Raw genomic sequence first — 21,683 nt, 5'->3', positions numbered from 1 at the left:
AAGCATCCTTCTTGGATCAGGGGACATTCTGATTACGAACATCCACGTTCTTTATGATATTAGCGCACTATTATGAGGGAAACGGCATTTTATAAGGGCTTTGGGCGCTTTTTTTATAAATAGGGGGTAAACCGAAGCGTACGGGGGCGTTTGTCAGATCAAATTGTGCCTGTCGAGCCATTTCATAGCCAGCGCGCCGACCGGAATTCGCAGCCAGTAGAAGGCGATTCGGTAGACGAGAGTAGCGGACACGGCAATGGTGGAGGGAATGCCCACGGCGGTGAACGCCACCGACAGCGCGGCTTCCACGGCACCCAGACCACCAGGTGTGGGAACTGCGGACCCCAAAGTATTGGCAAGCAGGAAGATGAACGTGGTCTCTATGGGATTCGTGTGATACCCAAACGCCATCAACGCGGCCCAGAAGCCCAGTCCGGTCGCAAGGTTGAGCACCAAAGCGCCCGCTATGCCGAAAGCCAGTTCCTTCGGACGTGCGAGAACGTCGACTAGATTGCGTGCGTAGGCCTTTGCCATCGGAAGATATTTCTCGGTCACCAAATGACGTACCGGAGGAATCGCCATGGCCGCCGATACGACCAGCGCGACGAGGGCGATCACCATGATCAGCGTATTCGTCGGAATCATGCCGGACAAGGTATTGCGCCCCGTGAACAGGCCGATCATCAGCAGCAGCACGATGGTGGTGCCTCCCTGCACGGCCCAGACCGCGCTCATAACCGCCGTCGCAGCGGTGCTACGATAGCCGCTTTTACGTAGGAACTGAAGGTTGACGAACGCGGGACCGACACCGGCCGGCATGGAAACGGCGGTGAAGCCGGATGCCATTTGAGAGCAAAACAAGCCGATCGTATTGCGCTTGTCAGAATCCATGAACACACCCAAGGTGATGGCGGAACCTAGCCATGCGATAAAACCGAGAGCAACGCAAACCAAGGCCATAGCAAGATTCGCGTCTCTGACCGCTTTGATCATCTCGGCCGGCTGTATCTGTGTGAACACCACATATACGGCAACCACCAGCAAGGCGATGGCGAAGAAGGAACGGAAGCTGAATCGCGATAGCGTGACCTTTTCCATCGAATCCGCAACATCCTGCGGGGCGAGCGCGGAAATCCGTGTACGTAGATCGGAAAGCATCTTCTTATCCCAACCCGGCAGAGTGCGCGTCGCGGCGGGAACGGCGGCTTTTTGCACAAAAGGCGCCAGATTGATGAGCTGCTCATCGCCCCAGGTCCTGCGAGCGCAGGCGATCGCACGGTCGACGCCGTTCAATGTCGCAAGCAATACGAGAAGCTGTACTTTGTCAAGGGCGAAGTTTGGCGATGCGCTGCCGTAGTCGCCATTCTGCCATCCGGCAATTACCGGTTGATTGTTTTCCATGCGAGACAAGGTGTCGGGGGTGATGCGCCGATGTGTGAAACCATGGCGATGTGCTGCTGCGAGGTATTCCATGAATGTTTCCATGTCATGGTCGGACATGGTGTTTTGGTTGCATTCCAATGGCATGTGGTTGCGGTGGAATACCAGAATGGAGGATTCTCCATAGTCGGCCACGCCGTATACGCTCGGAGTTTTCAGGCCGGCGTTGGCTAGGCCGAGAATCATGGCGTAATGGTGGTGCGTGGCGTCGACGGAGGAACGGTCACGGCGCATGGAAACACCGGTCAGGCGAAGCCACTGCCACACCTGATTGAGGTAGCCGGCTGCATGTACCTGATTGTCGAGCACGGAAACGGTGTATTGCGTGCCTTCATAATCGACGACATCGTAAATACGGGAATTTTCGATTAAATCATCATCTAATGTGGCTTTCAATACTCCTGAATCGGCGTATGGGGCGACTCTGCGTGTAAGTAGTGATACGTCAATGCCGATGGAACGTAATGATTGCTCGATCTGTGTGCCCCAGGCGCCATTGTTCTGCGTGCCGATGGCGAAACGAATCAGCATGCCGATAACGCGGCCTATGGCATAGGATGTAATGGCGCCGGCCAGCGAATTCCATGAAAGCACAACCATCAGCATCGCCACGGCGTACAGTACGTTCCATCCCCATTTGGTGCATGAGCGGATACGACGTGGGCCTGAAACGGTGAGGAATGACGTCATGGCGGCGTAAAAATCGGGAAGCAGTCCGGTGCCTACGGATGTGCTGTTGGATTGTAGCGGAATGATCAGCATGGCATTGTTGGAATTGCTGATCAGTGCGGATACGCCCCATACTGCGAAGAATCCGAAGATGAGGGACATCACGGAAACCACGCTTTGCAGCCATTCTTTGGATGCGAGCAGCTGGATGAGCACGCTGACGGTGATGCATACGATGGCAAGTTGCTGCAGTAGGGAGGATGGCACATCCGTCAGCCAGCTGACCACGCGTCCTGCGGAGCGAACGTCGGATTCCACGCCGGATGCGGTGCCGTGCAGATACACGGAGAACAGTATTACGCCTATGCCGAGCACCAGTGCGAAGAACGCATGTGTTAAATCGGCGAAATCACGGCTGCGTTTCGGTGGCACATCGTCGATATGCGGTTTGGGCTTATTGGCTTCGGGGGAGTGAGACACTGTTGACTTGCTCCATACGTATGAGATTGGCTTCAGGTGGGTCATATTGCCCCACTGCATTCGATAATACGCCTTGAGGGTGGCTACGAAATACGTGGCCACCCTCAAGATGCATGGTTTTTAGTGTTTATTCGACAGTCGTGATTCAGCGGTCGAAATCCACCAGCTTGCCGGCGACACCGGTATATGTTGCCGGAGTCAGTGCCTTCAAGCGAGCCGCTGTGGCATCGTCGAACGCCTGCTGGTCGATGAACTGTTCGACGGCGTCCTTGGAGATTTCATGGCCGCGCATGAGTTCCTTGACCTTCTCGTACGGCTTGTCCATGCCTGGCAGACCTGCCAGTTCGCAGGCGCGCATGGCGGTCTGAATCGGCTCGCCAAGCACCTCCCAGTTGGAATCCAGCTCGGCTTCGATGACGATGTCGTTCGGATGAATGGAATTCAGGCCGCCCATCAGATTGTTGAGTGCCAGCACGGAATAGCCCAGTGCGGAACCGATATTGCGCTGTGTGGTGGAATCGGTCAGATCGCGCTGCCAGCGGGACTCGACGAGCGTTGCGGACAAGGTGTCAAGCAGCGAGCAGGAGATCTCCAGATTCGCCTCAGCGTTTTCGAAACGGATCGGATTGACCTTGTGCGGCATGGTAGAGGATCCGGTGGCGCCCTTGACGGGAACCTGGGCGAACACACCACGGGAGATGTACATCCATACATCCACACACAGGTTGTGCAGAATGCGGTTCGTATGGCTGATGGTACCGTACAGCTCGGCCTGCCAGTCGTGCGATTCGATCTGCGTGGTCAACGGATTCCAAGTCAGACCCATGCGGTTGGTGACGAACTCACGGGAGACGGCAACCCAATCCACGTCCGGGCATGCGGCCAAATGCGCGCCGAACGTGCCGGTAGCGCCATTGATCTTGCCGAGATATTCCTGAGCCTTGACCTTGTTCAGCTGGCGGTTCAGACGGTACACGTACACCGCAAGCTCCTTGCCCAGCGTGGTCGGGGTAGCCGGCTGGCCATGGGTCAGCGACAGCATGGCCTTGTCGCGGTATTCCTCGGCCTTCTGAGCCAGATGGTCGAGGATGGCCTGTGCACCCGGCAGCCACACGTTCTCGATGCCGTTCTTCACGCAGCGGGCAATGGACAGGTTGTTGATGTCTTCGGATGTGCAGGCGAAATGCACCAGGGTCTTGAGCCCGGTCAGCTGGGTTTCATGGCCGAGCACGTCGGCGGCCTTGTCAAGCTGATCGTCGATGTAATATTCCACGGCCTTCACGTCATGATGGGTTTTGGCCTCATGAGCAGCATGCTGAGCGATGCCTTCAGCGCCGAAATCCTCAGGAATGGAGCGCAGGAACGCCTGCTCCTCATCGGTAAGCGGCTTGACGCCCGGAACGATGGTCTGGTTTCCGTTGCCTTCAAAACCGTTGGCAAGCAAAATCATCCATTCGACTTCCACACGCATGCGCTCGCGGTTCAATGCCGGTTCGCTCAAATATTCGACAAGAGGAGCGGTCTGCCCATGGTAGCGGCCGTCAAGAGGGGTCAATGCGATTGCAGGGGAAATATCAGTAAGCTTCATAGGCAACAGCATACGTTCAGCCGTAAACGAGATTCGGATATCTGTCCGTTCGGTGGATGACGCCTATCCTGCGTTATCGGTTCCGTTCGGCTGCGGCTGACCGCTGTGTGCTTTCATTTGCTCATGCGTCCTTCGAAATACATGACCTCCTGCAGGTCGCCGTCGAGAATCTCATCGAAATGTCGTTCGTGGGTTTTCACGGCGGATGATCCCATATCGGTTGCGTTCTGGTATGCGGCTTGATGATATTTCAGCCAATGCGTGATCTCCTTGTTGTCGGGAGCATCTGTGACGGGAGTTCCCGCGAACGTTGATTCCGGATTGTTGTCGGACTTGCTTGCGGTGCCGCGTACGGTCAGCCAATGTTCGGAATTGGGGTTGGCCGCGCCGTCGAGGGCTGCCACAAGCTCGTCGTCCATTTCCACGCTGGTCACCCACGTTTTGTCTGGAATCGGATGGTTGGCGACGGGCGATCCGGCGGTGACCACATGTTTGATGTCATAATCGTCCTTCAGATCCGATGCGATGGTGGCGGCGACGATGCCGCCCTGCGAATGCCCGATCAGTGCGACCGGCTCATCGGATTTGATGCCGGCCTGCTTCAGGGCCTCCTGGACCATGCGTGCGCTGTCCGCCTCCATACGCTGCTTGCTGTGGGAGCTCATAAGCTCAACGTTCTGCGGCCATCCGAACGGGGAGTCCGGCTGGCCGTCGGTACCGGGAATGGTGACGAGCCATGAGTTGGTGCCATCGGTTCTGCGGTATTTGGAGATGGCGATGGTACCGTACTCAAGCCCGCTGTCGAGATCGGCTTTGCCGAGACGTTCCTCGCCGAGACGCCGAAGATCTTCCATCGCTTCGCTCACGCTATGCGATTCTCGAACCACTTCGGTTTTCGGCCGGACTCGGGTGACGGTGAGGTTGTTGCCCTGAATCAGGTTGTAGCCACGCGACGTTGCGTTGGAAATGGTGCCGGCCGCATGGTTGACTTCGTCGGTATGCAGCAGGCCTTTGACCTTGCCGTATCTGCTGAGCGCGGCGCCGGCCGCGCCCATAATGCCTTCCTGCGCCCAATCCAACGAATCCAACAGGTAGATGGGGTTGGATTTGCCTTCGTTGATGGAACCCATCACGTATCCCAAGGCGGACATGGCCGTGCCGATAAGTATCGACTCCTTCGGGAATGCTGTGATCGTCAATTGCAGAAGTTCGTTCAAGGCCTTTCTGCCGGCGTCATCGACATGGGAATACAGGGATTGCGCACGAATGATCAATGCCGATAATTCAGACAATCGTGCCGCCATCGCTCCCAGTGCGCTCGCGTGGCCGTCGCAACGTTCGATGAGTTGATCGTATGGCAATTCGATATGATCTGCGGCATTGCAGTAGGAGTTTGATCCGGATAGCAGGACGACGGCCGATGACGCATAGGGATAGGTGGAAAGCTGAAGCCTCAATGCCCGGAACGAGTCATGGGCGCGGTTTAGCTCGTCGGCCGCATGGCTGAGCGCTTTCGCGGCACGCAGATAGGCTTCGGTTTCCTCTGTGGAATATTTGCATCCGCCGCTGACTCTGGCGGTCACTTGCCAGCTCATACCGCACCTACCGACCATAGGATGCGTGAGGTGTCGTTGAGCGCGTCTCGCAGCGCCAAGGATTGCTTGCGTAACTCATCGAGCCGCGCGCGATATGATTCGGCGGCGATTCCCGCCCAATTGGGTAGTGAACTGGATGCGAGCGCGGCGTCGAGATCGTCGAGGCGCTGTGATGCGGAAGTGAGTTTGGCGTTGATCAGCGTTTGGGTGGCATGTATGCCGGTACGGCAATGGCAGGGCATGCCTGGCATCGAGGTCAGGGCGTTGATGGGGTCGTAGCCCAGTGAGGGGACAAACGGGTATGCGATTGAAGTGTTCATAGCTGTATTGGAACACGTCGGTCGGCTGTCGTGGTGTGGAGGGCGAGGCCTGTGGTCGGAGGATGGTCAAAAAAACAAGTTGCCGGCGTGTCGTCGTTGGAAAATCAACGAGAGCACGTCGGCATGCCTGTGGATAACTCTTTGAAAGAGACCCCCTTTACCAAGGTTTTGCAGGTGAGGACGTTCCGTCGGAATCCTGTTTGGCGGCAGAACCGGAATCATTGGAATCGGATTGGGTGGATTGCGCGTTCTGCGCCAGAAGCTCCTCGACTTTCTGACGCTGCTCGTCGGTCAATGTGCTTCCGTTGCCTTGATTGCCGTCGGTGACGGACTGTCCGCCTTCGATGGCGGTGTCGGTATCGGATTTTCCTGAATCCTGCATTGAATGGATCTTCTTGCGTATGGATTCGGTTAGTTTTGCCGAGATGGCGGCGTTATGTTCGATGGATGAACGCACATTCGGCAACAACAACACGCCTGCCGCTCCGGCTTCACGGAATTGGGCGTCGGTCTGCTGCTGTTGGGTCTGCAATTTGTCGAAATCGGCGTCCTGCTGCTGGCTGGCCTTGATATTCGCGTTCAGGCTGTTCGTGGCTTGATTGTAGTTGCTTACGGAAGCGAGATTCACTATGGCAAGCGCGCCCACGGCGATTGAAATGGCCGCGGTGACGGCGATGATGATGCGGACAGGCAAGGATGCGCGTGCTTTGACGGTCGTGTTCACAGCAGCCTCCTGGATTGCGTGATCCATGCTCCGGCTTCGAAAGCCAGGAGCAGCGCCACGGCAATGGCGAACGGCCAGACCACGGCGACGGTTCTCGTGCGTTGTTTGGCGGTTTGTGTGACGCGCCATTTGTCGGATGCCTCTTTGGAGGCTCCGTCGTTCATGGTTGTTGTCGCATTGAGTTGGATGGCGGTTCCGCTGAGTTCGTCGGCGATGGTGTTCATTTCGTCGGCGTTCATGCGCGATACGCCGGGTTCGCCGGTTTCCGGATCGGTGACCCACTGGCCGTCTCCTTCGTTCACGCCGTCGCCGGTCACGGGGATGTTACCCCCTTGTTCGCTGCCGACGGCAATGGTGAACGCGTCGGAAAGGTAGCGGCGTAACGATGAGAACGTACGACGTGTTTTCGAAGATGTCTGTTCGCCGTCCGAAATCAGGTACAGCACGATCGCATCATCCGGATGCTGCTCATGAATCGACTTGCATGTCAGCAGCAACTGGTCAATCGGCACATCCAAAGTCGAACCGGCCGAAACGGAAGTCGATTCCGGTGCGAGCGTATCCGCCCAATTGTCGATCGCTTTCGAATCGGGTGTCAATGGAACATCCAATGTCCCCGAAGCTCCAAATCGCAATGCCGCGAAACTGGAATTCGGGTACATGGCGGTGATGTCCTTCACGGCCTGCTTGGAAACATCCAGACGGCTGAGTTGCTCGGCGGAACCGTATTGCGCGTCCTTGACCGCCATGGAACCGGTCACGTCGACCGCCACCACCACATCGGTGGCGTTGATCGCGCGGCTATTCGTGGACGAGACGATGCTTGGGGTCAATGCCATAACGGCCACGAGCATGCAGGCAAGGGAACGTCTTGCGCAAGCCCAGACGGTTTCGTCGCTTTGTCCCCGTCTGCGGATATGCAGCACGATCTGCGCGACTGCGCAAGCCAGCATGGTCACGGCGATCGCCAAGCCGACGGGCCAACCCAAAGCGGGGGAGAGCGTCAGATGATTCATCGCTTCAACCTCCAAGCCAATATCAGCCAGAACACCATTACCACAGCCAGCGCCAATGTCCACCATCCGGGCGCGTCCGACATGGCGGCTCTGCTGCTTGACGCGCTTTCGTGGCTGCGGCGCGATTCGATTTGTCTGACCAGTTCGGCAACGGAAGCGCCGTTCGATTGCGTGAGAAACACACCGTCATGTGATTCGATTTCGGATCTGAACTGATTGGTGGTCTGCTCCGATTCGCTTTGCTGTGGTCCGGAGAAAAGCCCGTCAACCGTGATTTCCGCCTGTTTGGTCAGGTCGAGTGCTTCCTGAAGCGTGTATGTCGGATCTCCTGAAACGACATTATCGGTGGCGAGCACAATGGAAGCGGCACGTTGGCGGGACGAGGTGTCCGCATTGGCGCTGCCGTAGGCGAAGCCGGGCAGCATGGCCGCACAGCTCACTACGCCGTCGCCGATCAGGGAAGTGGCGTCCTTGCGATTCTGAGTGCCCTCCAGCCAGTCGGAAATCGCCTGATAGTCGCTGTCTTTCATCTTGTCGATATCATCTTGCGATTCAACGCCCTTCAGTATCGTGCTGGCCTTGTCGAGCTGCTCGGATACCAGCTCATAATCGTCGGTCAGCGGAAACACGGTACGTGACGTGGAATTGAAAATACTCAATCCGATGCGTTCGCCCTTGAAGCTATCAACCAATCTGCGGTAGGTGTCGATCACTTCTCGGTCGTAAGGCAACGTCGATCCAGACACGTCCAAGCACAGCACGATATCGCGGCTGCTTGCGCGTTCCTCTCCTTCGTCCACGGTGCTGGGGCGTGCCACCAGTGCTATCGTCAGTGCCAACGCGACCACCAGCAGAACAGCGGCCATGCGCGACAGCGTGCGCCACTGCCGGAACAGCTTCGACGCGGTTTCGGTGTTGAGATCGTCATCCAAGCTGAACGTTCGTGCGGCTCCAGTATCGGCATGTTTGCGTTTTGCGTCGACCAGCACCATGACGGCGACGACGGCCAATGCCACGATCAGTCCTGCGAAACCGGCCCACGGCCAGTGCCATGACAATTTCATTCATCGCCACCTTTCCACAAGATTGGCAACCCACTCTCCAGCTTGTTCGACAGTGGCCTCCCTGGCGGTGTGATTGCGTTCGGCGTCAGCGAATTCCGGAGGATACAACGCTTCGATGGTCTGCCTGAGCAAGGTGAGACCATGCTGATTGCCTGTCGTGCGTGGAGTCGCTTCAATGTCGGTGAGCGTTTGGCTGCGCACATCGCTGCCGGTGGCTGCGGATGCGAAATCCCTTGCGATGGCTGCAAGCAAAGCGAACGCGTTCTCCCTCGTAAGATCGCCCTTGGCGTGACGGGCAACCACATCATCGATGCGTTCGTGCCATACCGACGTGCCCGTGGCCGCATCATGACGTCCATGATTGGCTTTTTTCGTGGGCTTGCGGTTCGGACGCGACAGCCACACCACGAGAATGACGAGTGCCGCGGCAATGGCGAGGCACACTGCGATGACGATGCCCAGGCCCGTTTCGATATGAATCGGATCCATCGTGTCGAAACCGTTGTCGGACAAGGTGATGATCATGCCTTGCCTCCCAGGGTGAGTGCGGACGGGGCTTTCAGCTGATTGCGCGTGGAGCGGGCCAGGGAAACGGATACCATCCGAACGAATTCGCGGAACATGCGTTCGCTTGAATCGGCGCGGATCACGGTGGAACCGCAACGATTCAACTCATGCCGGACGGATGCGGACAGATATTCGCGGTGCGTGCGAACCTCCTGTGCTGTTTTGCCAGTGCGTAGGAACGCGGGGACGCGACGATCGCTGCCTGCGTCGAACACCGTGCGTGCGTGTGTGTCGTCGAATGGATTGATGGTGGCCACGTCAATAAGCACCATAGGGTGGGTTCTTGCGATCCTGCGGATGGATTCCATATGACGTTCCTCGAGTGCGTGCTCGTCGGTGGCGAGTATGACCAGCGCATCCCTGTCGCGAATGCGGCGGGCATACTCCAGCAGGGCGTCGATATTGCGGGGCTTGCTCCAATCACGTTGCAATGCATCGTCCAACGTATGCTCGAATTGCGCGAGTCCGCCATTAAAAGGCACGCGAGTGATCGAGCCTGCGTCGCCGAACACGATGGACACTTCGTCCCCTCGGCGCAGGCTGAGTGCGGCGAACATGCACAAGGCGTTGGCTGCGACTTGGTGCGCCTGCTCACCGGAAACGCAGGTACCGGTCATCTCCTGCCCGACATCGAGCAGAAGCCAGGCCCGCGAGGTGCATGGGCGTTCCCGCTGCACCACCATTGGGCGTCCGGCACGGGCACTGGTCTTCCAATCAATCCGTTTCGCCTCGTCTCCGGGTTCGTAGACACGGATGTCCATGACATCGTTGGCGCCGAAACGTTTGTCCGACGCATGCGCGCCCTCAAGAATGCCAAGCGCTTTACGGACGGTCGGCAGACTCAACGTGGTTCCGAGAGCCTCGATCTTGCTGCGGATCGGATCTTCGGAACGAATTGCGTCGATCATGGAACGGGAACCGCCTGAACGATGGAGTCCACCACCTGGTCGCTGGTGATGCCGTCGGCAAGAGCCTCAAACGTTAGCAGAATGCGATGGCGCAGCACCTCATGGGCGAAGGTTTTGACATCTTCCGGAATCACATAGTCGCGTCCCTGCATCAGTGCGTTGGCCTGTCCGATACGGATCAGCGCGATGGATGCGCGCGGCGAGGCTCCGAGACGTACCAGCGTGGACAGTCCTTGCACCGGCTTGGTGCCTGCCCCTCGTGATGTGGCCGCGATATCGACCGCATATTTCATGATCGCGTCGGAGACATGCACGCGGCGGGCGGCGGAGCGCAGAAATTCAACGTCGCTGATGGATACGACATCTCCGGTGAGCACTCGTGAATCGAAGGTGTCGGAACCGCGACGGGTAAGCATGGAGAGCATGCGCTGCTCTTCTTGGGCGGTCGGATAGGTCATGACCGCCTTCATCATGAAACGGTCCATCTGCGCTTCAGGAAGGTTGAACGTGCCTTCCTCCTCGATGGGGTTCTGCGTGGCGATGACCATGAAAGGCTTCGGCAGCGCAATGCGCTGGCCTCCGATGGTGGTGGCTCCTTCGGCCATGGCTTCAAGCATGGCCGACTGTGTTTTCGCGTTCGAACGGTTGATTTCGTCGAGCAGCACGAAATTGGCGTGGATGGGTCCGATCTGCGTGGAGAACTTCTGTGTGGCGAAATCGAAGACCTGGGTGCCCACCAGATCTGACGGCATCAGGTCTGGGGTGCACTGCACCCTTTTGAACGATCCGGACACAGAGGTCGCCAGCGTTTGCGCTGCCGTGGTCTTGGCCAGACCAGGAACGGATTCGATGAGAATGTGGCCGCCTGCCACCAGTGTGGTGATCAGCGATTCGCGAAGATTGTCCTGCCCCACCAAGGTCTGTGCGAAGCGTGCGCGGATTCGTGCGCCGATCTGCTTCGCGCGGTTGATGTCTTCCGCAGACAACGTGCTTGGTTTGCTGACGGCCGGCATGGGAATGGGGGCCGGGGCCGGTGCCGGATTTTTTGGAGGGAATAAAGCCATGATTGCTACTGTAACGGGTTAAGCTGACGGAAGGGACCAATTCACAGGCTTTTCACCTGCGGCGATGAGCGCTTGATTGGCGCGTGAGAACGGCTTGGATCCGAAGAATCCATATCGTGCTGACATGGGGCTTGGGTGGGGCGACTTGATGATGAACGCATTGGTGAGCAGCGGCTCCAACGTTTGCGCCTTACGTCCCCACAGAATGGCGACCAAGGGTTTGACGCTGCCGTCGGGATTGCAGCGGTTGTTGAGCGCCCTGATCGCAGCGTCAGTGACGATCTCCCATCCTTTGTCTTGGTGGCTGCCGGGCTTGCCCGCTTCGACGGTCAGACACCTGTTCAGCAGCATGACGCCCTGGTTCGTCCAAGGCGTCAGATCGCCGTTCGCTGGCATGGGGATGCCGAGATCATCCGTCAGTTCCTTGTATATGTTGGTCAGGCTGCGAGGGATCGGCTTGACTTCCGGTGCCACGCAGAAGCTCAGTCCCACCGGATGTCCGGGGGTGGGGTAGGGGTCCTGTCCTACGATAAGCACCTTGATGCTGTCGAACGGAATGGTGAACGCGCGTAGAATATTCGCGCTAGCCGGAAGGTATCGGCGTCCGGCTGCGATCTCCCCTCGGAGAAAATCGCCCATGTGGTGCACCTGTGGCTCGACTTCGGCGAGGGCGTCCGCCCATCCGGGCTCCACGAGGTCTTTCAATGGTTTGATGTGCGCTTGTGTCATGAGCCTTACTGTACGACGTGTTGCGGTCCTGACGGTTGGCATGGTCTGGTTTTCACGGGATGGTTTCACGAACGTGCGGAATAGGGTGGGAATGCGGTTTGATTGCGTTCTGACTGAGGTGGTCGGTACACTTGGCAGATAAGTGTGTGAGAAACGAGGTTTGCAATATGGCTAAGCAGGACAAGGAGACCTACGATTCCTACGAGAAGGATGTGTACGATAATCCTCCGTCGGGGCCTATGGGCGTTCACCGTGGCGCGCGTTCTGCGGCGTCCCGTGCCGTGCCGTACGTCATTGTCATCATCGTGGCGCTGCTTGCTGGTCTGCTGTTCTGGGGCGTTTACTCGGGTGAGATCAACAATCTGAAGATGCCGTGGTCGTCGCAGGAGAGTTCGACTGCTTCAAGTGCCGAAAAGGCCAAGAGCGCCAAGAGCGGCAAGAGCGGCAAGAGCAAGTCCGAGTCCCGATCCGACTCCGCTTCTGGCAATGAGGCGGACGCATCCAATACCGATTCGTCGACCGGCTCGCAGCAAAGCGAACAAAACGAGCAAAACGCCGAACAGAATGCCGAGCAGACGGATAACGCTACTGCGCAGCAGGTCGTGAACACGGGCACCGAGGTGCGCGTGGTGAATGCGACGAACATCACCGGTTATGCGCAGAGCAAGGTCGATGTGCTGACCCAAGCCGGGTACACCAGCGTTTCCGCCAGTAATCCGACGGGAAACGTTCCCTCGCAGACCGTGGTTTGGTATCAGAACGAAACCGATAAGGCCACCGCCGAGAATGTCGCCCAGACCTTGGGAATCTCGAATGTGCAGCAGAGTAATGGGCTTGTCACGCCGATCGTCGTGGTGTTGCTGGACTGAAAAACGCCGTGGCAAACATGTGAAGCCTTGTTCTCCTCGTGGGGGCAAGGCTTTTTGTTTTCTTGAAATTCCAATGATTATGGCGTTTTTTATGAGGTTTGGTTTCTTGCTTACAGCGCAACCATCGACATTGAGTTTGGCACTCTCGTCCTGAGAGTGCTAATCTGCCAATTAGCACTCGAGGAGTGAGAGTGATAACTGGCAGCTGACGGCTGGTGCGTTCTTCGCTTCGAAAGTGGGAATAATACCGTGTAGCCATATGTGGAGGAACAATGGCAAAGATCATTGCATACGACGACGAAGCTCGTCAGGGAATGCTCGCGGGTCTCGACAAGCTCGCTGACACCGTCAAGGTCACCCTCGGTCCGAAGGGCCGCAACGTGGTTCTCGACAAGACCTACGGCGCTCCGACCATCACTAACGATGGCGTTTCCATCGCCAAGGAAATCGACTTGGATGACCCGTACGAGCGCATCGGCGCCGAACTGGTCAAGGAAGTCGCCAAGAAGACCGACGACGTCGCTGGCGACGGCACCACCACCGCAACCGTGCTCGCACAGTCCCTGGTGCACGAAGGCCTGAAGAACGTCACCGCCGGTTCCAACCCGATCGCTCTGCGTCGTGGTATCGAGAAGGCTTCTGAGGCTATCGTCAAGGAGCTTATCGCAGCTGCCAAGGATGTTGAGACCAAGGACCAGATTGCTGCCACCGCAACGATTTCCGCAGCCGATCCGGAAGTCGGCGAGAAGATCGCCGAAGCGCTGGACAAGGTCGGTCAGGATGGTGTTGTGACCGTTGAAGACAACAACCGTTTCGGCTTGGATCTGGACTTCACCGAAGGCATGCGTTTCGACAAGGGCTACATCGCCCCGTACTTCGTGACCAACGCCGAAGATCAGACCGCAGTGCTTGAAGAGCCGTACATCCTGCTGACCTCCGGCAAGGTGAGCTCCCAGCAGGACGTCGTGCACATCGCCGAACTGGTCATGAAGACCGGCAAGCCGCTGCTGATCATCGCCGAGGACGTCGACGGCGAGGCTCTGCCGACCCTGATCCTGAACAACATCCGCGGCACCTTCAAGTCCTGCGCCGTCAAGGCTCCGGGCTTCGGTGACCGCCGCAAGGCCATGCTGCAGGATATGGCCATTCTGACCGGCGCACAGGTCGTGTCCGACGAACTGGGTCTCAAGCTCGACTCCGTCGACATGTCCGTGCTCGGCACCGCCAAGAAGGTCATCGTCTCCAAGGATGAGACCACCATCGTGGCCGGCGGCGGCTCCAAGGAAGACGTGGCTGCCCGCGTGGCCCAGATTCGTGCCGAAATCGCCAACACCGATTCCGATTACGATCGCGAGAAGCTGCAGGAGCGTCTGGCCAAGCTGGCTGGCGGCGTTGCCGTCATCAAGGTTGGCGCTGCTACCGAAGTCGAGGCCAAGGAACGCAAGCACCGCATCGAAGATGCCGTGCGCAACGCCAAGGCGGCCATCGAAGAAGGCCTGCTGCCGGGCGGCGGTGTCGCTCTGGTTCAGGCTGCTGCCAAGGCCGAGAACGACGTCAAGCTCGAAGGCGACGAGGCAACCGGTGCGGCGATCGTGTTCCGCGCCATCGAAGCTCCGATCAAGCAGATCGCCGAGAACGCTGGCCTGTCTGGCGATGTGGTGATCGACAAGGTCCGTTCCCTGCCTGACGGCCAGGGCCTGAACGCTGCAACCAACGAGTACGAGGACCTGCTGGCTGCCGGTGTCACCGACCCGGTCAAGGTCACCCGTTCCGCTCTGCAGAACGCAGCTTCCATCGCTGGTCTGTTCCTGACCACCGAGGCTGTTGTGGCCAACAAGCCGGAACCGCCGGCAGCCGCTCCGGCCGCTGGTGCTGACATGGGCTACTGATCCAAAGGTTCGGCAAAGCCTAACGGCATAAGCGAAAAGCTATCAGCGGAGCCCGCTTCCCAAGGTGGAGGCGGGCTCCGCTTCTCTTTGTGCCTGCTACTGCTTTGACCGTATCGGAAGCATCTGCCGCTACTGCGCGAACAGACGCGACGCCTGCATTTCGGTTTCCGAATAGAGCATGGACGCTTGCGAAAGCGCATGTTGAATCGATTCAAGCGACTGCTCCATCTGCTGCTGGGCTGCCCGCCATTGTTCCGCCACCGCATTGAATTGCGTGGCGGCTCCGCCGCGCCAAACGCTTTGCAGATTGTTGAGATTGGCGTACATGCCTTGCACCGATTGACGAATCGCTTGGATGGAGGCGTTCACTGCCGCGCTTGAGGATTGAATCTGTTCGCTGTCCACCTGATACTGTGCCATGATGATCCTTTCGTTGCTGCGTTTTGTATGATGGTTTTTGCCGTTCCTCATGCTTGACGCATCCGAACGGTAATGTGGACTGTATGGCAAGAGTGAACGCGATGAACGAAAAAACCAGGGTTGTGGTCGGAGGATGGCCGAATTCGTGCCCTACCGGCGTGTCGCAACAGGGGCAAAACTTTAAAAATCGTTGGAACGAAGCGCTTTGTGCGCTTCTTGCCATGATATTGTGCTGTACTGCGATGATGTGGATAACTCCCGTCGGCAATGCGGATGAGGGTACTGGCACCGGCATCACGGCTACTGAAAACATCACTGACACCCAGAATCTGCTCGGATCGAATGTCGCTGAAATCACGGACGCCATCAGCAAAACGAAGCAGGAAACCGGGGTTTCCGTGCGTCTGCTGTATCTGGCGAGCTTCAACAGCGACGAAAAACCTGCGAAATGGGCGAGCGCATTGTTGGAATCGCTTGATCCGAAGCCGAATACGGTGTTGTTGGCGGTCGCTTCGAATGACGGCAATCTGGTGGTTGCCGTGTCATCGAATTCCGACGAATGGCTGAAAAAGAAGTCGACCGTCGATGCGCTTTCCGATGCCGCGCAGAAACCTCTGATGGAAAGCACCCCGAATTGGTCGAAGTCCGCGACCGATATGATGGATCAGATCGTAGTGCAGAAGAAGACCTCGACGTCGTCGCAGACGGTGCTGTTGGGTGTTGGCGGCATGATCGCCGTATTGGTGTTGCTGATTGTGATTATGGTGGTGTTCCATATTCTGCGCAAACGTGGCGTCATCAAGCGTAAGGTCCGTAAGCATGCGGGGAGGCATGCCGTGGTTACCATGCGTTCCGAGCCGGTGAAGGCGTGGAGCGTTGATGACGAGCCGTTCGCTGATGCGCCTGATAAGGAACCGACGCCAAAGGAAGATTCAGAATCCGTTCAGGAAACATCCAGTGAAAAGAGTGATGCTTAAGGCATGAGCAAGCCTATTGAAGCATCCATTGTCGTTGTTGATGACGAACCGTCTATCCGCGAACTGCTGGTGGCGTCCCTGCATTTCGCCGGTTTTGAAGTGAATACCGCGGCTTCGGGATCCGAGGCCATCGAGGTTATCGAAAAAATACAGCCTGATTTGATCGTGCTTGACGTGATGCTCCCGGATATCGACGGCTTTACGGTGACTCGTCGCATTCGTCAAGAGGGCATCACCACGCCGGTGCTGTATCTGACGGCTCGTGACGATACGCAAGATAAAGTCATGGGCCTGACCGTGGGTGGCGATGATTACGTGACCAAGCCGTTCAGTCTTGAGGAGGTTGTCGCGAGAATCCGCGCCATCCTGCGCCGTACCCAGGAGCAGGTTGAAGACGATCCGATCATTCGCGTCGCCGATCTGGAAATCAACGAGGATTCGCATGACGTGTCCCGCGCCGGCCAGCCGATCGACTTAAGCCCCACCGAATACAAGCTGCTTCGTTATCTGATGGATAACGAGGGACGTGTGCTTTCGAAAGCGCAGATTCTGGATCACGTGTGGCAGTACGATTGGGGCGGAGACGCTGCGATCGTTGAATCGTATATTTCCTACCTGCGTAAGAAGGTCGACGGCCTTACGGTTGAGGATGAGAACGGCGAGAAGCGCAAAGTGGCTCCACTCATCGAAACGAAGCGTGGCATCGGCTACATGATTCGCGCGCCGAAGAACTAAACGGTTCCTACGATGAGTCAGGATATCCGTCAGCCGTCAGCTGACCCGCAGAACGCGCAGAAAAACGCCGCCCAGCCGTGTCCGCAACGTGTGCCCTTGCGTCGGCGGATCGGCAGGAAGGTGCAGGCCATTCCGCTGAGTACCAAGCTGGTCACCTGCATCATTGTGCTGCTCACCATTGGCACCATTGGTATTTCCTTTTCCATTCGTACACTTGTAAGCAATTATCTGCTGCAGAAAACCGACAATCAGTTGGTGAATCAGGCGCAGATGATCTTCAATAGCATGGATTCGCTGGACAGCACTACAAGCGAAGATGGCAGGAGCTTGGTGAACACGTACTATGTCGAGGTACGTGACAGCGAATACAGGCGTACGGGAGCGGGATCGGTGCCCATGCTTCGGGAGGGCGTGGTATCCGAGCCGAGCCTGCCCTCCGACGGCAGTATCGATGGGGTTACGCTAGGAGAGCCGTTCACCACGCAGGCGGTGGTGCATGTCACCACCAGTCGGATGCCAGATCATTCCATCATGCAGGCCGCGCAGTCGCCATGGCGTGTAGTGGCGTTGCCCTGGAGCGAGAAAAGCAAAACCGGTGAAGTCAAAAACAGTGGCGTCGTGTTCATCGGATTGTCTCTCAGCGACCAGATTGACACCGCGAACACGTTGACGCGGTTCTGCGCCATGGTCGGCATCGCAGTGGTGCTGATCGGCGTCATCCTCGGCACCATCGTCGTGCAAAGCACGCTTGCTCCGCTGAAACGTATCGAAAAGACCGCGGCGAAGATCGCGGCAGGGGATTTGAGCCAGCGCGTTCCCGACTTGCCGGAGAACACGGAAGTCGGTTCGCTGTCCATGTCGTTGAACGCCATGCTGACGCGCATTGAGGAAAGCTTCCACGCGCAGGAGGAAACGACTGAGAAGATGAAGCGGTTCGTTTCCGACGCCAGTCATGAATTGCGTACCCCGCTTGCTGCGATTCATGGTTACGCGGAACTCTACAAAATGCAGCGTGACATGCCGGGGGCGTTGGAGCGTGCCGACGAGTCCATCGCGCATATCGAGGCGTCCAGCGCGCGTATGACGGTGTTGGTGGAGGATCTGCTTTCTTTGGCGCGTCTTGACGAAGGTCGTGGCATCGATATCACCCAGCAGGTGAAGCTCACTTCCGTGGTGAAGGACGCTGCCGACGATTTGCATGCGCTTGATCCGAATCGTGGCATCACCTGCGGCCAGGTGGTGCTGCAGCCAGGGCAAGATATGAACAATCCTGCGAGGTTGACGTTCCAACCGGGGCAGATGCCGGATATTACGCTGACGGGCGATGCTTCAAGGTTGCGTCAGGTGGTGACCAATATCGTTGGCAATATCCACCGCTATACGCCGGCCGATTCGTCGGTGGAGGTTTCGATGGGCGTGTTGCCGGCTTCCATCAGCCCGGAGTCGCTGTCTCGCATGCCGTCGAACGAGCAGTCGCTGCGTCACTTGGTCGAAGCCATCGAAGTCGGGCAGTCGATGCAGGTGGGTATGAACTATGCGATCGTTCGCTTCAGCGATCATGGTCCCGGCGTTCCGGCCGAGGCGCGTTCAAAGATTTTCGAACGTTTCTATACGGCTGACCCGTCCCGAGCTCGGCAGAAGGGCGGCACCGGCCTTGGCATGGCGATCGCGCAATCCGTGGTCAAGGCGCATCACGGTTTCATCTGCGCTTCCGGCAGCGAGGGAACCGGCTTGACATTGACGGTGGTGCTTCCGGTGGCTCCGGTGGAGCCGCGTCCGTTGACGCAGGCCAGTGACGAACGCAAGGGTGACAAGTGGGGCCGCAGGTCGAAAAAGCAGTGATGCAAACGCCTGAAAAGGCCTGATTTGACGGTTATTGGCGCAAGAGATGGTATATATCCCACCTCTTGCGCTAAACTGTATCTTTGATTTGTAATCGGTGAGCGGTTTTCTTTCGCTTGCCCGAAGGTATGTGGATTACGTAAGAGTGAGGTGACAATGCCTAGCGGACGCGTTCGTTGGTTCGATGCGAACAAAGGCTATGGTTTTATTCAGAACGAGCAGGGCGCCGATGTGTTCCTGCCTGCAGCTGCCCTGCCGGAGGGCGTGAAGACGTTGCGTAAGGGCGCAAAGGTCGAGTATTCCGTGGTGGAGGGCCGCCGTGGCCCGCAGGCGATGGGCCTTACGCTCGTCGCGTCCGCTCCGTCTCTGGTCAAGGCGACGCGACCGAAGCCGGATGATATGGCCGCCATCGTGGAGGATCTCATCAAGCTTCTGGATTCCGCCGGAAACCAACTGCGCCGACATCATTACCCGTCGCCGGCCGAAAGCAAGAAACTGGCCACGCTGATGCGTGCCGTGGCCGACAACTTCGACGTACAGGAATAATTCATGTCCGATACCACAATGGATCCCAGGGCGATCGCTCAAGCGGCGGCCATTGAAGTCGCCGATGAGGATAGTCAGGTCGGCGACTTCGTCGAAGCCATCGATTTGGGAGACAACGTCACTGATTTTCGTTTCGAAACTCGCGTGCGCGGGTATGAGGGATGGCAGTGGTCGGTGACGTTGTATCACGATGTCGAGTTGGATCATTGGACGGTCAATGAGTCGTCGTTGGTGCCTACCGACAAGGCGTTGCGTCCACCGGAATGGATTCCGTGGAAGGATCGTCTCGAACCGACCGACTTGGCGGTGACCGATTCGATCGGCACCGATCCCGACGATCCCCGTATGGAGGAGGGGTTCCGTAAGACGGAACCTGCTGAGACGGGCGAAAACGTTTCTTCCGATGCGGAGTCTGCCGAAACGACGAATGCCAGCGATAATGCCGAGACGGACGCTGACGGGGCTGCCGGCTCGCAAGGCGAGAGCGCTGCAGCATCGGTGACTTCCGAAGAGGATATCGACGAGGCGGTTGAGGAATTCGACCTGTCCCGCCGACACGTGCTTACGTCTTTGGGACGTTCCCAGACCGCGAAACGTTGGTATGAGGGGCCACGTGGACCGAAGTCGTTGTCCACCAAGACGTCGGATGGCAATCCGTGCTCGACGTGCGGATTCTTCATTCCCCTGAAAGGCGAGCTGAACCTCCTGTTCGGCGTGTGCGCCAACAAGTGGAGTCCTGATGACGGTCGTGTCGTGTCCATCGACCATGGCTGTGGCGAGCATTCCGAGATCGAGCCTCCGGAACCGTCGCATCTGTGGGTGCAGTCGAAGCCGGCTTTCGATGATCTTCATATCGACATCATCGCGCAGGCTCCGCGTGACGAGCGCAGTTCCGTCGAACTGATCGAACGGTTGTCAGTGGACGAAAGCAACAATCCGAACGATGAGGAGGAAGCCTCCGAAGCCGATATCGAAGCCAATACCGTGGATGACGACGCGAATCAGGAAGAAGTGCTCGAACACACGGCCCCGCAGGACGAACCTGAAGTGGAAGCCACCGTTGAGCTAGGCGGTGACGAGGATTCGGAAGCCGAAGAGACGCCTGAAAACGATTTGGAAGCCGAATAATCCGGTTTTACTGCAGATAGGGGAGAAGCCCGCATTCCCAACTTGGGGGAGCGGGCTTCTCTCATATCTGCAAACGTTGCAAATGCTTAGTGCACGACGGTGACGGTGCAATCGGCGAAATTGACGATCTGTTTGGAAACGGAACCGAGGAAATGCGCATCCAATCCAGACAGTCCGCGGGAACCGACCACCAAATGGCGTGCGTAACGGGAAGCTGCGATCAGTCCCTTCGCCGCGGAGATATGGAAGGCGTGCGATTCGATCTGGAAATCGTCGGGAATGCCGGCCGTGGGAATCTCCACCGAATCGAGCAGCTCGTCAAGAATGCGTTCCGCACGCTCCTGACCTACGGCTATTGGCGCGATGGCGTTCTCATACCCTTCGATGACACCGAGATCTTTCAGCTGCCAGCAGAACATCACCTGCAGGGGAGCGTGATGCAGCGCAGCCAGATCGATGGCGAACCGCAGGGCGTGTCGCGATGTTTCCGATCCGTCGACGCCAACCACAATCGGACGCTGGCTTCTTGGCAGCGGGGAACCCGGCAGGTCGTATGTCACGGTGTTCTCCGAGGGCGTAAGCGCATTGGCGATGGCATCCTGCACGCTGGATTCCTCGTTGTCGAGAATGCGCACCACGGTGACCGGAACCTCCGCAGCTTCGGCGAGCGAAGCTGAAAGAGATCCGAGGAACCAGCGCGCTACGCGGCCAAGGGAACGGCGTCCTACCACAATCTGCTGCGCGTCCCTGCCTATCTCCAGCAATGCGGATGTTCCTGTGGCCTTGACCGATGTGAGTTTGACATGATCCTCATTGATGGTCATGCCTTGCGAAGCCTCGGAAACCCAGTCACGAAGCTTCTGCGCGATATCATGACGGACTTCGGCCCATTGTTCTTCGTCTTCCGGCTCTGATCCCATATCCCAGGAATGGGACCAGGCGAACACTGCATTGACCTGCTGGCCGGTAAGCGATGCCTCGTTCAGCGCCCAGCGTAATGCGGCGAAGGATTCGTCGGAACCGTCAACGCCGACGACGATATCATGGAGACGAGTGTCTGCGATCGATCCGGAACCGGCCGCATTTAGGGTGGTGTCGCTCATCTTGGTGACC

At 57.7% G+C, this 21,683-nt stretch carries 20 protein-coding genes; 7 read left to right on the top strand and 13 right to left on the bottom strand.

Annotated features, from left to right (window positions below; all coding sequences use genetic code 11):
* Positions 1 to 153: 153 nt before the first annotated feature.
* The 11 genes from CE168_RS01180 to CE168_RS01130 form a co-directional block, all read right to left on the bottom strand.
* Positions 154 to 2,649: a lysylphosphatidylglycerol synthase transmembrane domain-containing protein gene (locus CE168_RS01180; RefSeq protein ID WP_236824281.1), complete on the bottom strand. Its 2,496-nt coding sequence runs from the start codon at positions 2,647 to 2,649 to the stop codon at positions 154 to 156.
* Positions 2,650 to 2,734: 85 nt separating this feature from the next.
* On the bottom strand, positions 2,735 to 4,177 hold the full coding sequence (purB, locus tag CE168_RS01175; RefSeq protein ID WP_099570787.1) for an adenylosuccinate lyase: 1,443 nt from the start codon (positions 4,175 to 4,177) through the stop codon (positions 2,735 to 2,737).
* A gap of 113 nt (positions 4,178 to 4,290) precedes the next feature.
* A complete protein-coding gene (locus CE168_RS01170; RefSeq protein WP_180753647.1) occupies positions 4,291 to 5,772 on the bottom strand; it encodes an esterase/lipase family protein in 1,482 nt (493 codons plus the stop codon).
* A complete protein-coding gene (locus tag CE168_RS01165) occupies positions 5,769 to 6,092 on the bottom strand; it encodes a hypothetical protein (protein WP_099570785.1) in 324 nt (107 codons plus the stop codon). Before CE168_RS01165 ends, CE168_RS01170 begins: the two co-directional genes overlap by 4 nt.
* Before the next feature lie 157 nt (positions 6,093 to 6,249).
* Entirely contained in the window at positions 6,250 to 6,843 is a 594-nt protein-coding gene (locus tag CE168_RS01160) for a DUF6466 family protein (RefSeq protein WP_099570784.1), read from the bottom strand.
* Positions 6,813 to 7,832, bottom strand: coding sequence for a VWA domain-containing protein (locus tag CE168_RS01155; protein ID WP_099570783.1), 1,020 nt, complete (start codon positions 7,830 to 7,832; stop codon positions 6,813 to 6,815). The genes CE168_RS01160 and CE168_RS01155 overlap by 31 nt, the downstream gene beginning before the upstream one ends.
* Positions 7,829 to 8,896 (bottom strand): VWA domain-containing protein, encoded by a 1,068-nt coding sequence (locus tag CE168_RS01150; RefSeq protein ID WP_099570782.1) that lies wholly within the window; start codon positions 8,894 to 8,896, stop codon positions 7,829 to 7,831. The genes CE168_RS01155 and CE168_RS01150 overlap by 4 nt, the downstream gene beginning before the upstream one ends.
* Positions 8,897 to 9,421: a hypothetical protein gene (locus CE168_RS01145; protein ID WP_099570781.1), complete on the bottom strand. Its 525-nt coding sequence runs from the start codon at positions 9,419 to 9,421 to the stop codon at positions 8,897 to 8,899.
* Positions 9,418 to 10,371, bottom strand: a complete 954-nt coding sequence (locus CE168_RS01140; RefSeq protein ID WP_099570780.1) for a DUF58 domain-containing protein — start codon at positions 10,369 to 10,371, stop codon at positions 9,418 to 9,420. The genes CE168_RS01145 and CE168_RS01140 overlap by 4 nt, the downstream gene beginning before the upstream one ends.
* The gene (locus CE168_RS01135) at positions 10,368 to 11,435 is read right to left on the bottom strand and encodes an AAA family ATPase (protein WP_099570779.1); all 1,068 of its coding nucleotides are present in this window, start codon (positions 11,433 to 11,435) and stop codon (positions 10,368 to 10,370) included. Before CE168_RS01135 ends, CE168_RS01140 begins: the two co-directional genes overlap by 4 nt.
* Positions 11,436 to 11,453: 18 nt before the next feature.
* Positions 11,454 to 12,164 (bottom strand): uracil-DNA glycosylase, encoded by a 711-nt coding sequence (locus CE168_RS01130; RefSeq protein ID WP_099570778.1) that lies wholly within the window; start codon positions 12,162 to 12,164, stop codon positions 11,454 to 11,456.
* Positions 12,165 to 12,331: 167 nt separating this feature from the next.
* Between CE168_RS01130 and CE168_RS01125 the strand changes: the two genes are divergently transcribed.
* Together CE168_RS01125 and groL are read left to right on the top strand one after the other, a co-directional pair.
* On the top strand, positions 12,332 to 13,033 hold the full coding sequence (locus CE168_RS01125) for a LytR C-terminal domain-containing protein (RefSeq protein WP_099570777.1): 702 nt from the start codon (positions 12,332 to 12,334) through the stop codon (positions 13,031 to 13,033).
* A gap of 272 nt (positions 13,034 to 13,305) precedes the next feature.
* Positions 13,306 to 14,922 carry a chaperonin GroEL gene (gene groL / locus CE168_RS01120; protein ID WP_099570776.1) on the top strand — a complete coding sequence of 539 codons (1,617 nt, stop codon included), beginning with the start codon at positions 13,306 to 13,308 and terminating at the stop codon, positions 14,920 to 14,922.
* Between the two features lie 129 nt (positions 14,923 to 15,051).
* Here the strand turns inward: groL and CE168_RS01115 are convergent, their stop codons facing one another.
* Entirely contained in the window at positions 15,052 to 15,342 is a 291-nt protein-coding gene (locus tag CE168_RS01115; RefSeq protein WP_003836531.1) for a WXG100 family type VII secretion target, read from the bottom strand.
* 83 nt (positions 15,343 to 15,425) lie between these two features.
* On the opposite strand from CE168_RS01115, the gene CE168_RS01110 reads away from it, so the two are divergent.
* From CE168_RS01110 to CE168_RS01090, 5 genes are all read left to right on the top strand, one after another.
* Positions 15,426 to 16,319: a TPM domain-containing protein gene (locus CE168_RS01110; RefSeq protein WP_099570775.1), complete on the top strand. Its 894-nt coding sequence runs from the start codon at positions 15,426 to 15,428 to the stop codon at positions 16,317 to 16,319.
* A gap of 3 nt (positions 16,320 to 16,322) precedes the next feature.
* Complete coding sequence (locus tag CE168_RS01105) at positions 16,323 to 17,054, top strand: response regulator transcription factor (RefSeq protein WP_003836535.1); 732 nt, start codon at positions 16,323 to 16,325, stop codon at positions 17,052 to 17,054.
* Positions 17,055 to 17,066: 12 nt separating this feature from the next.
* A complete protein-coding gene (locus CE168_RS01100) occupies positions 17,067 to 18,896 on the top strand; it encodes a HAMP domain-containing sensor histidine kinase (RefSeq protein ID WP_099570774.1) in 1,830 nt (609 codons plus the stop codon).
* A 156-nt stretch (positions 18,897 to 19,052) separates the two neighbouring features.
* Positions 19,053 to 19,442 (top strand): cold-shock protein, encoded by a 390-nt coding sequence (locus CE168_RS01095; protein ID WP_003836539.1) that lies wholly within the window; start codon positions 19,053 to 19,055, stop codon positions 19,440 to 19,442.
* Between the two features lie 3 nt (positions 19,443 to 19,445).
* Positions 19,446 to 20,570: a DUF3027 domain-containing protein gene (locus CE168_RS01090; protein ID WP_099570773.1), complete on the top strand. Its 1,125-nt coding sequence runs from the start codon at positions 19,446 to 19,448 to the stop codon at positions 20,568 to 20,570.
* Positions 20,571 to 20,656: 86 nt separating this feature from the next.
* Here the strand turns inward: CE168_RS01090 and CE168_RS01085 are convergent, their stop codons facing one another.
* Positions 20,657 to 21,673, bottom strand: coding sequence for a universal stress protein (locus CE168_RS01085; protein WP_099570772.1), 1,017 nt, complete (start codon positions 21,671 to 21,673; stop codon positions 20,657 to 20,659).
* Positions 21,674 to 21,683: the final 10 nt, after the last annotated feature.

It is taken from the genome of Bifidobacterium sp. N5G01 (assembly GCF_002742425.1).
GTDB lineage: Bacteria > Actinomycetota > Actinomycetes > Actinomycetales > Bifidobacteriaceae > Bifidobacterium > Bifidobacterium hominis.
Note: the sequence above shows the minus strand (reverse complement) of the source record. Positions and strands in the feature narration are given on the sequence as shown.

Bases quoted from the DNA above. Each gene is read 5' to 3' on its own strand.
- CE168_RS01100 (WP_099570774.1), top strand. From the start codon at position 17,067: ATGAGTCAGGATATCCGTCAGCCGTCAGCTGACCCGCAGAACGCGCAG.
- CE168_RS01140 (WP_099570780.1), bottom strand. From the start codon at position 10,371: ATGATCGACGCAATTCGTTCCGAAGATCCGATCCGCAGCAAGATCGAG.
- CE168_RS01095 (WP_003836539.1), top strand. From the start codon at position 19,053: ATGCCTAGCGGACGCGTTCGTTGGTTCGATGCGAACAAAGGCTATGGT.
- CE168_RS01090 (WP_099570773.1), top strand. From the start codon at position 19,446: ATGTCCGATACCACAATGGATCCCAGGGCGATCGCTCAAGCGGCGGCC.
- CE168_RS01115 (WP_003836531.1), bottom strand. From the start codon at position 15,342: ATGGCACAGTATCAGGTGGACAGCGAACAGATTCAATCCTCAAGCGCG.
- CE168_RS01160 (WP_099570784.1), bottom strand. From the start codon at position 6,843: ATGGATCACGCAATCCAGGAGGCTGCTGTGAACACGACCGTCAAAGCA.
- CE168_RS01170 (WP_180753647.1), bottom strand. From the start codon at position 5,772: ATGAGCTGGCAAGTGACCGCCAGAGTCAGCGGCGGATGCAAATATTCC.
- CE168_RS01150 (WP_099570782.1), bottom strand. From the start codon at position 8,896: ATGAAATTGTCATGGCACTGGCCGTGGGCCGGTTTCGCAGGACTGATC.
- CE168_RS01110 (WP_099570775.1), top strand. From the start codon at position 15,426: ATGGCAAGAGTGAACGCGATGAACGAAAAAACCAGGGTTGTGGTCGGA.
- CE168_RS01145 (WP_099570781.1), bottom strand. From the start codon at position 9,421: ATGATCATCACCTTGTCCGACAACGGTTTCGACACGATGGATCCGATT.
- CE168_RS01125 (WP_099570777.1), top strand. From the start codon at position 12,332: ATGGCTAAGCAGGACAAGGAGACCTACGATTCCTACGAGAAGGATGTG.
- CE168_RS01165 (WP_099570785.1), bottom strand. From the start codon at position 6,092: ATGAACACTTCAATCGCATACCCGTTTGTCCCCTCACTGGGCTACGAC.
- CE168_RS01180 (WP_236824281.1), bottom strand. From the start codon at position 2,649: ATGCAGTGGGGCAATATGACCCACCTGAAGCCAATCTCATACGTATGG.
- groL (WP_099570776.1), top strand. From the start codon at position 13,306: ATGGCAAAGATCATTGCATACGACGACGAAGCTCGTCAGGGAATGCTC.
- CE168_RS01155 (WP_099570783.1), bottom strand. From the start codon at position 7,832: ATGAATCATCTGACGCTCTCCCCCGCTTTGGGTTGGCCCGTCGGCTTG.
- CE168_RS01105 (WP_003836535.1), top strand. From the start codon at position 16,323: ATGAGCAAGCCTATTGAAGCATCCATTGTCGTTGTTGATGACGAACCG.
- purB (WP_099570787.1), bottom strand. From the start codon at position 4,177: ATGAAGCTTACTGATATTTCCCCTGCAATCGCATTGACCCCTCTTGAC.
- CE168_RS01130 (WP_099570778.1), bottom strand. From the start codon at position 12,164: ATGACACAAGCGCACATCAAACCATTGAAAGACCTCGTGGAGCCCGGA.
- CE168_RS01135 (WP_099570779.1), bottom strand. From the start codon at position 11,435: ATGGCTTTATTCCCTCCAAAAAATCCGGCACCGGCCCCGGCCCCCATT.
- CE168_RS01085 (WP_099570772.1), bottom strand. From the start codon at position 21,673: ATGAGCGACACCACCCTAAATGCGGCCGGTTCCGGATCGATCGCAGAC.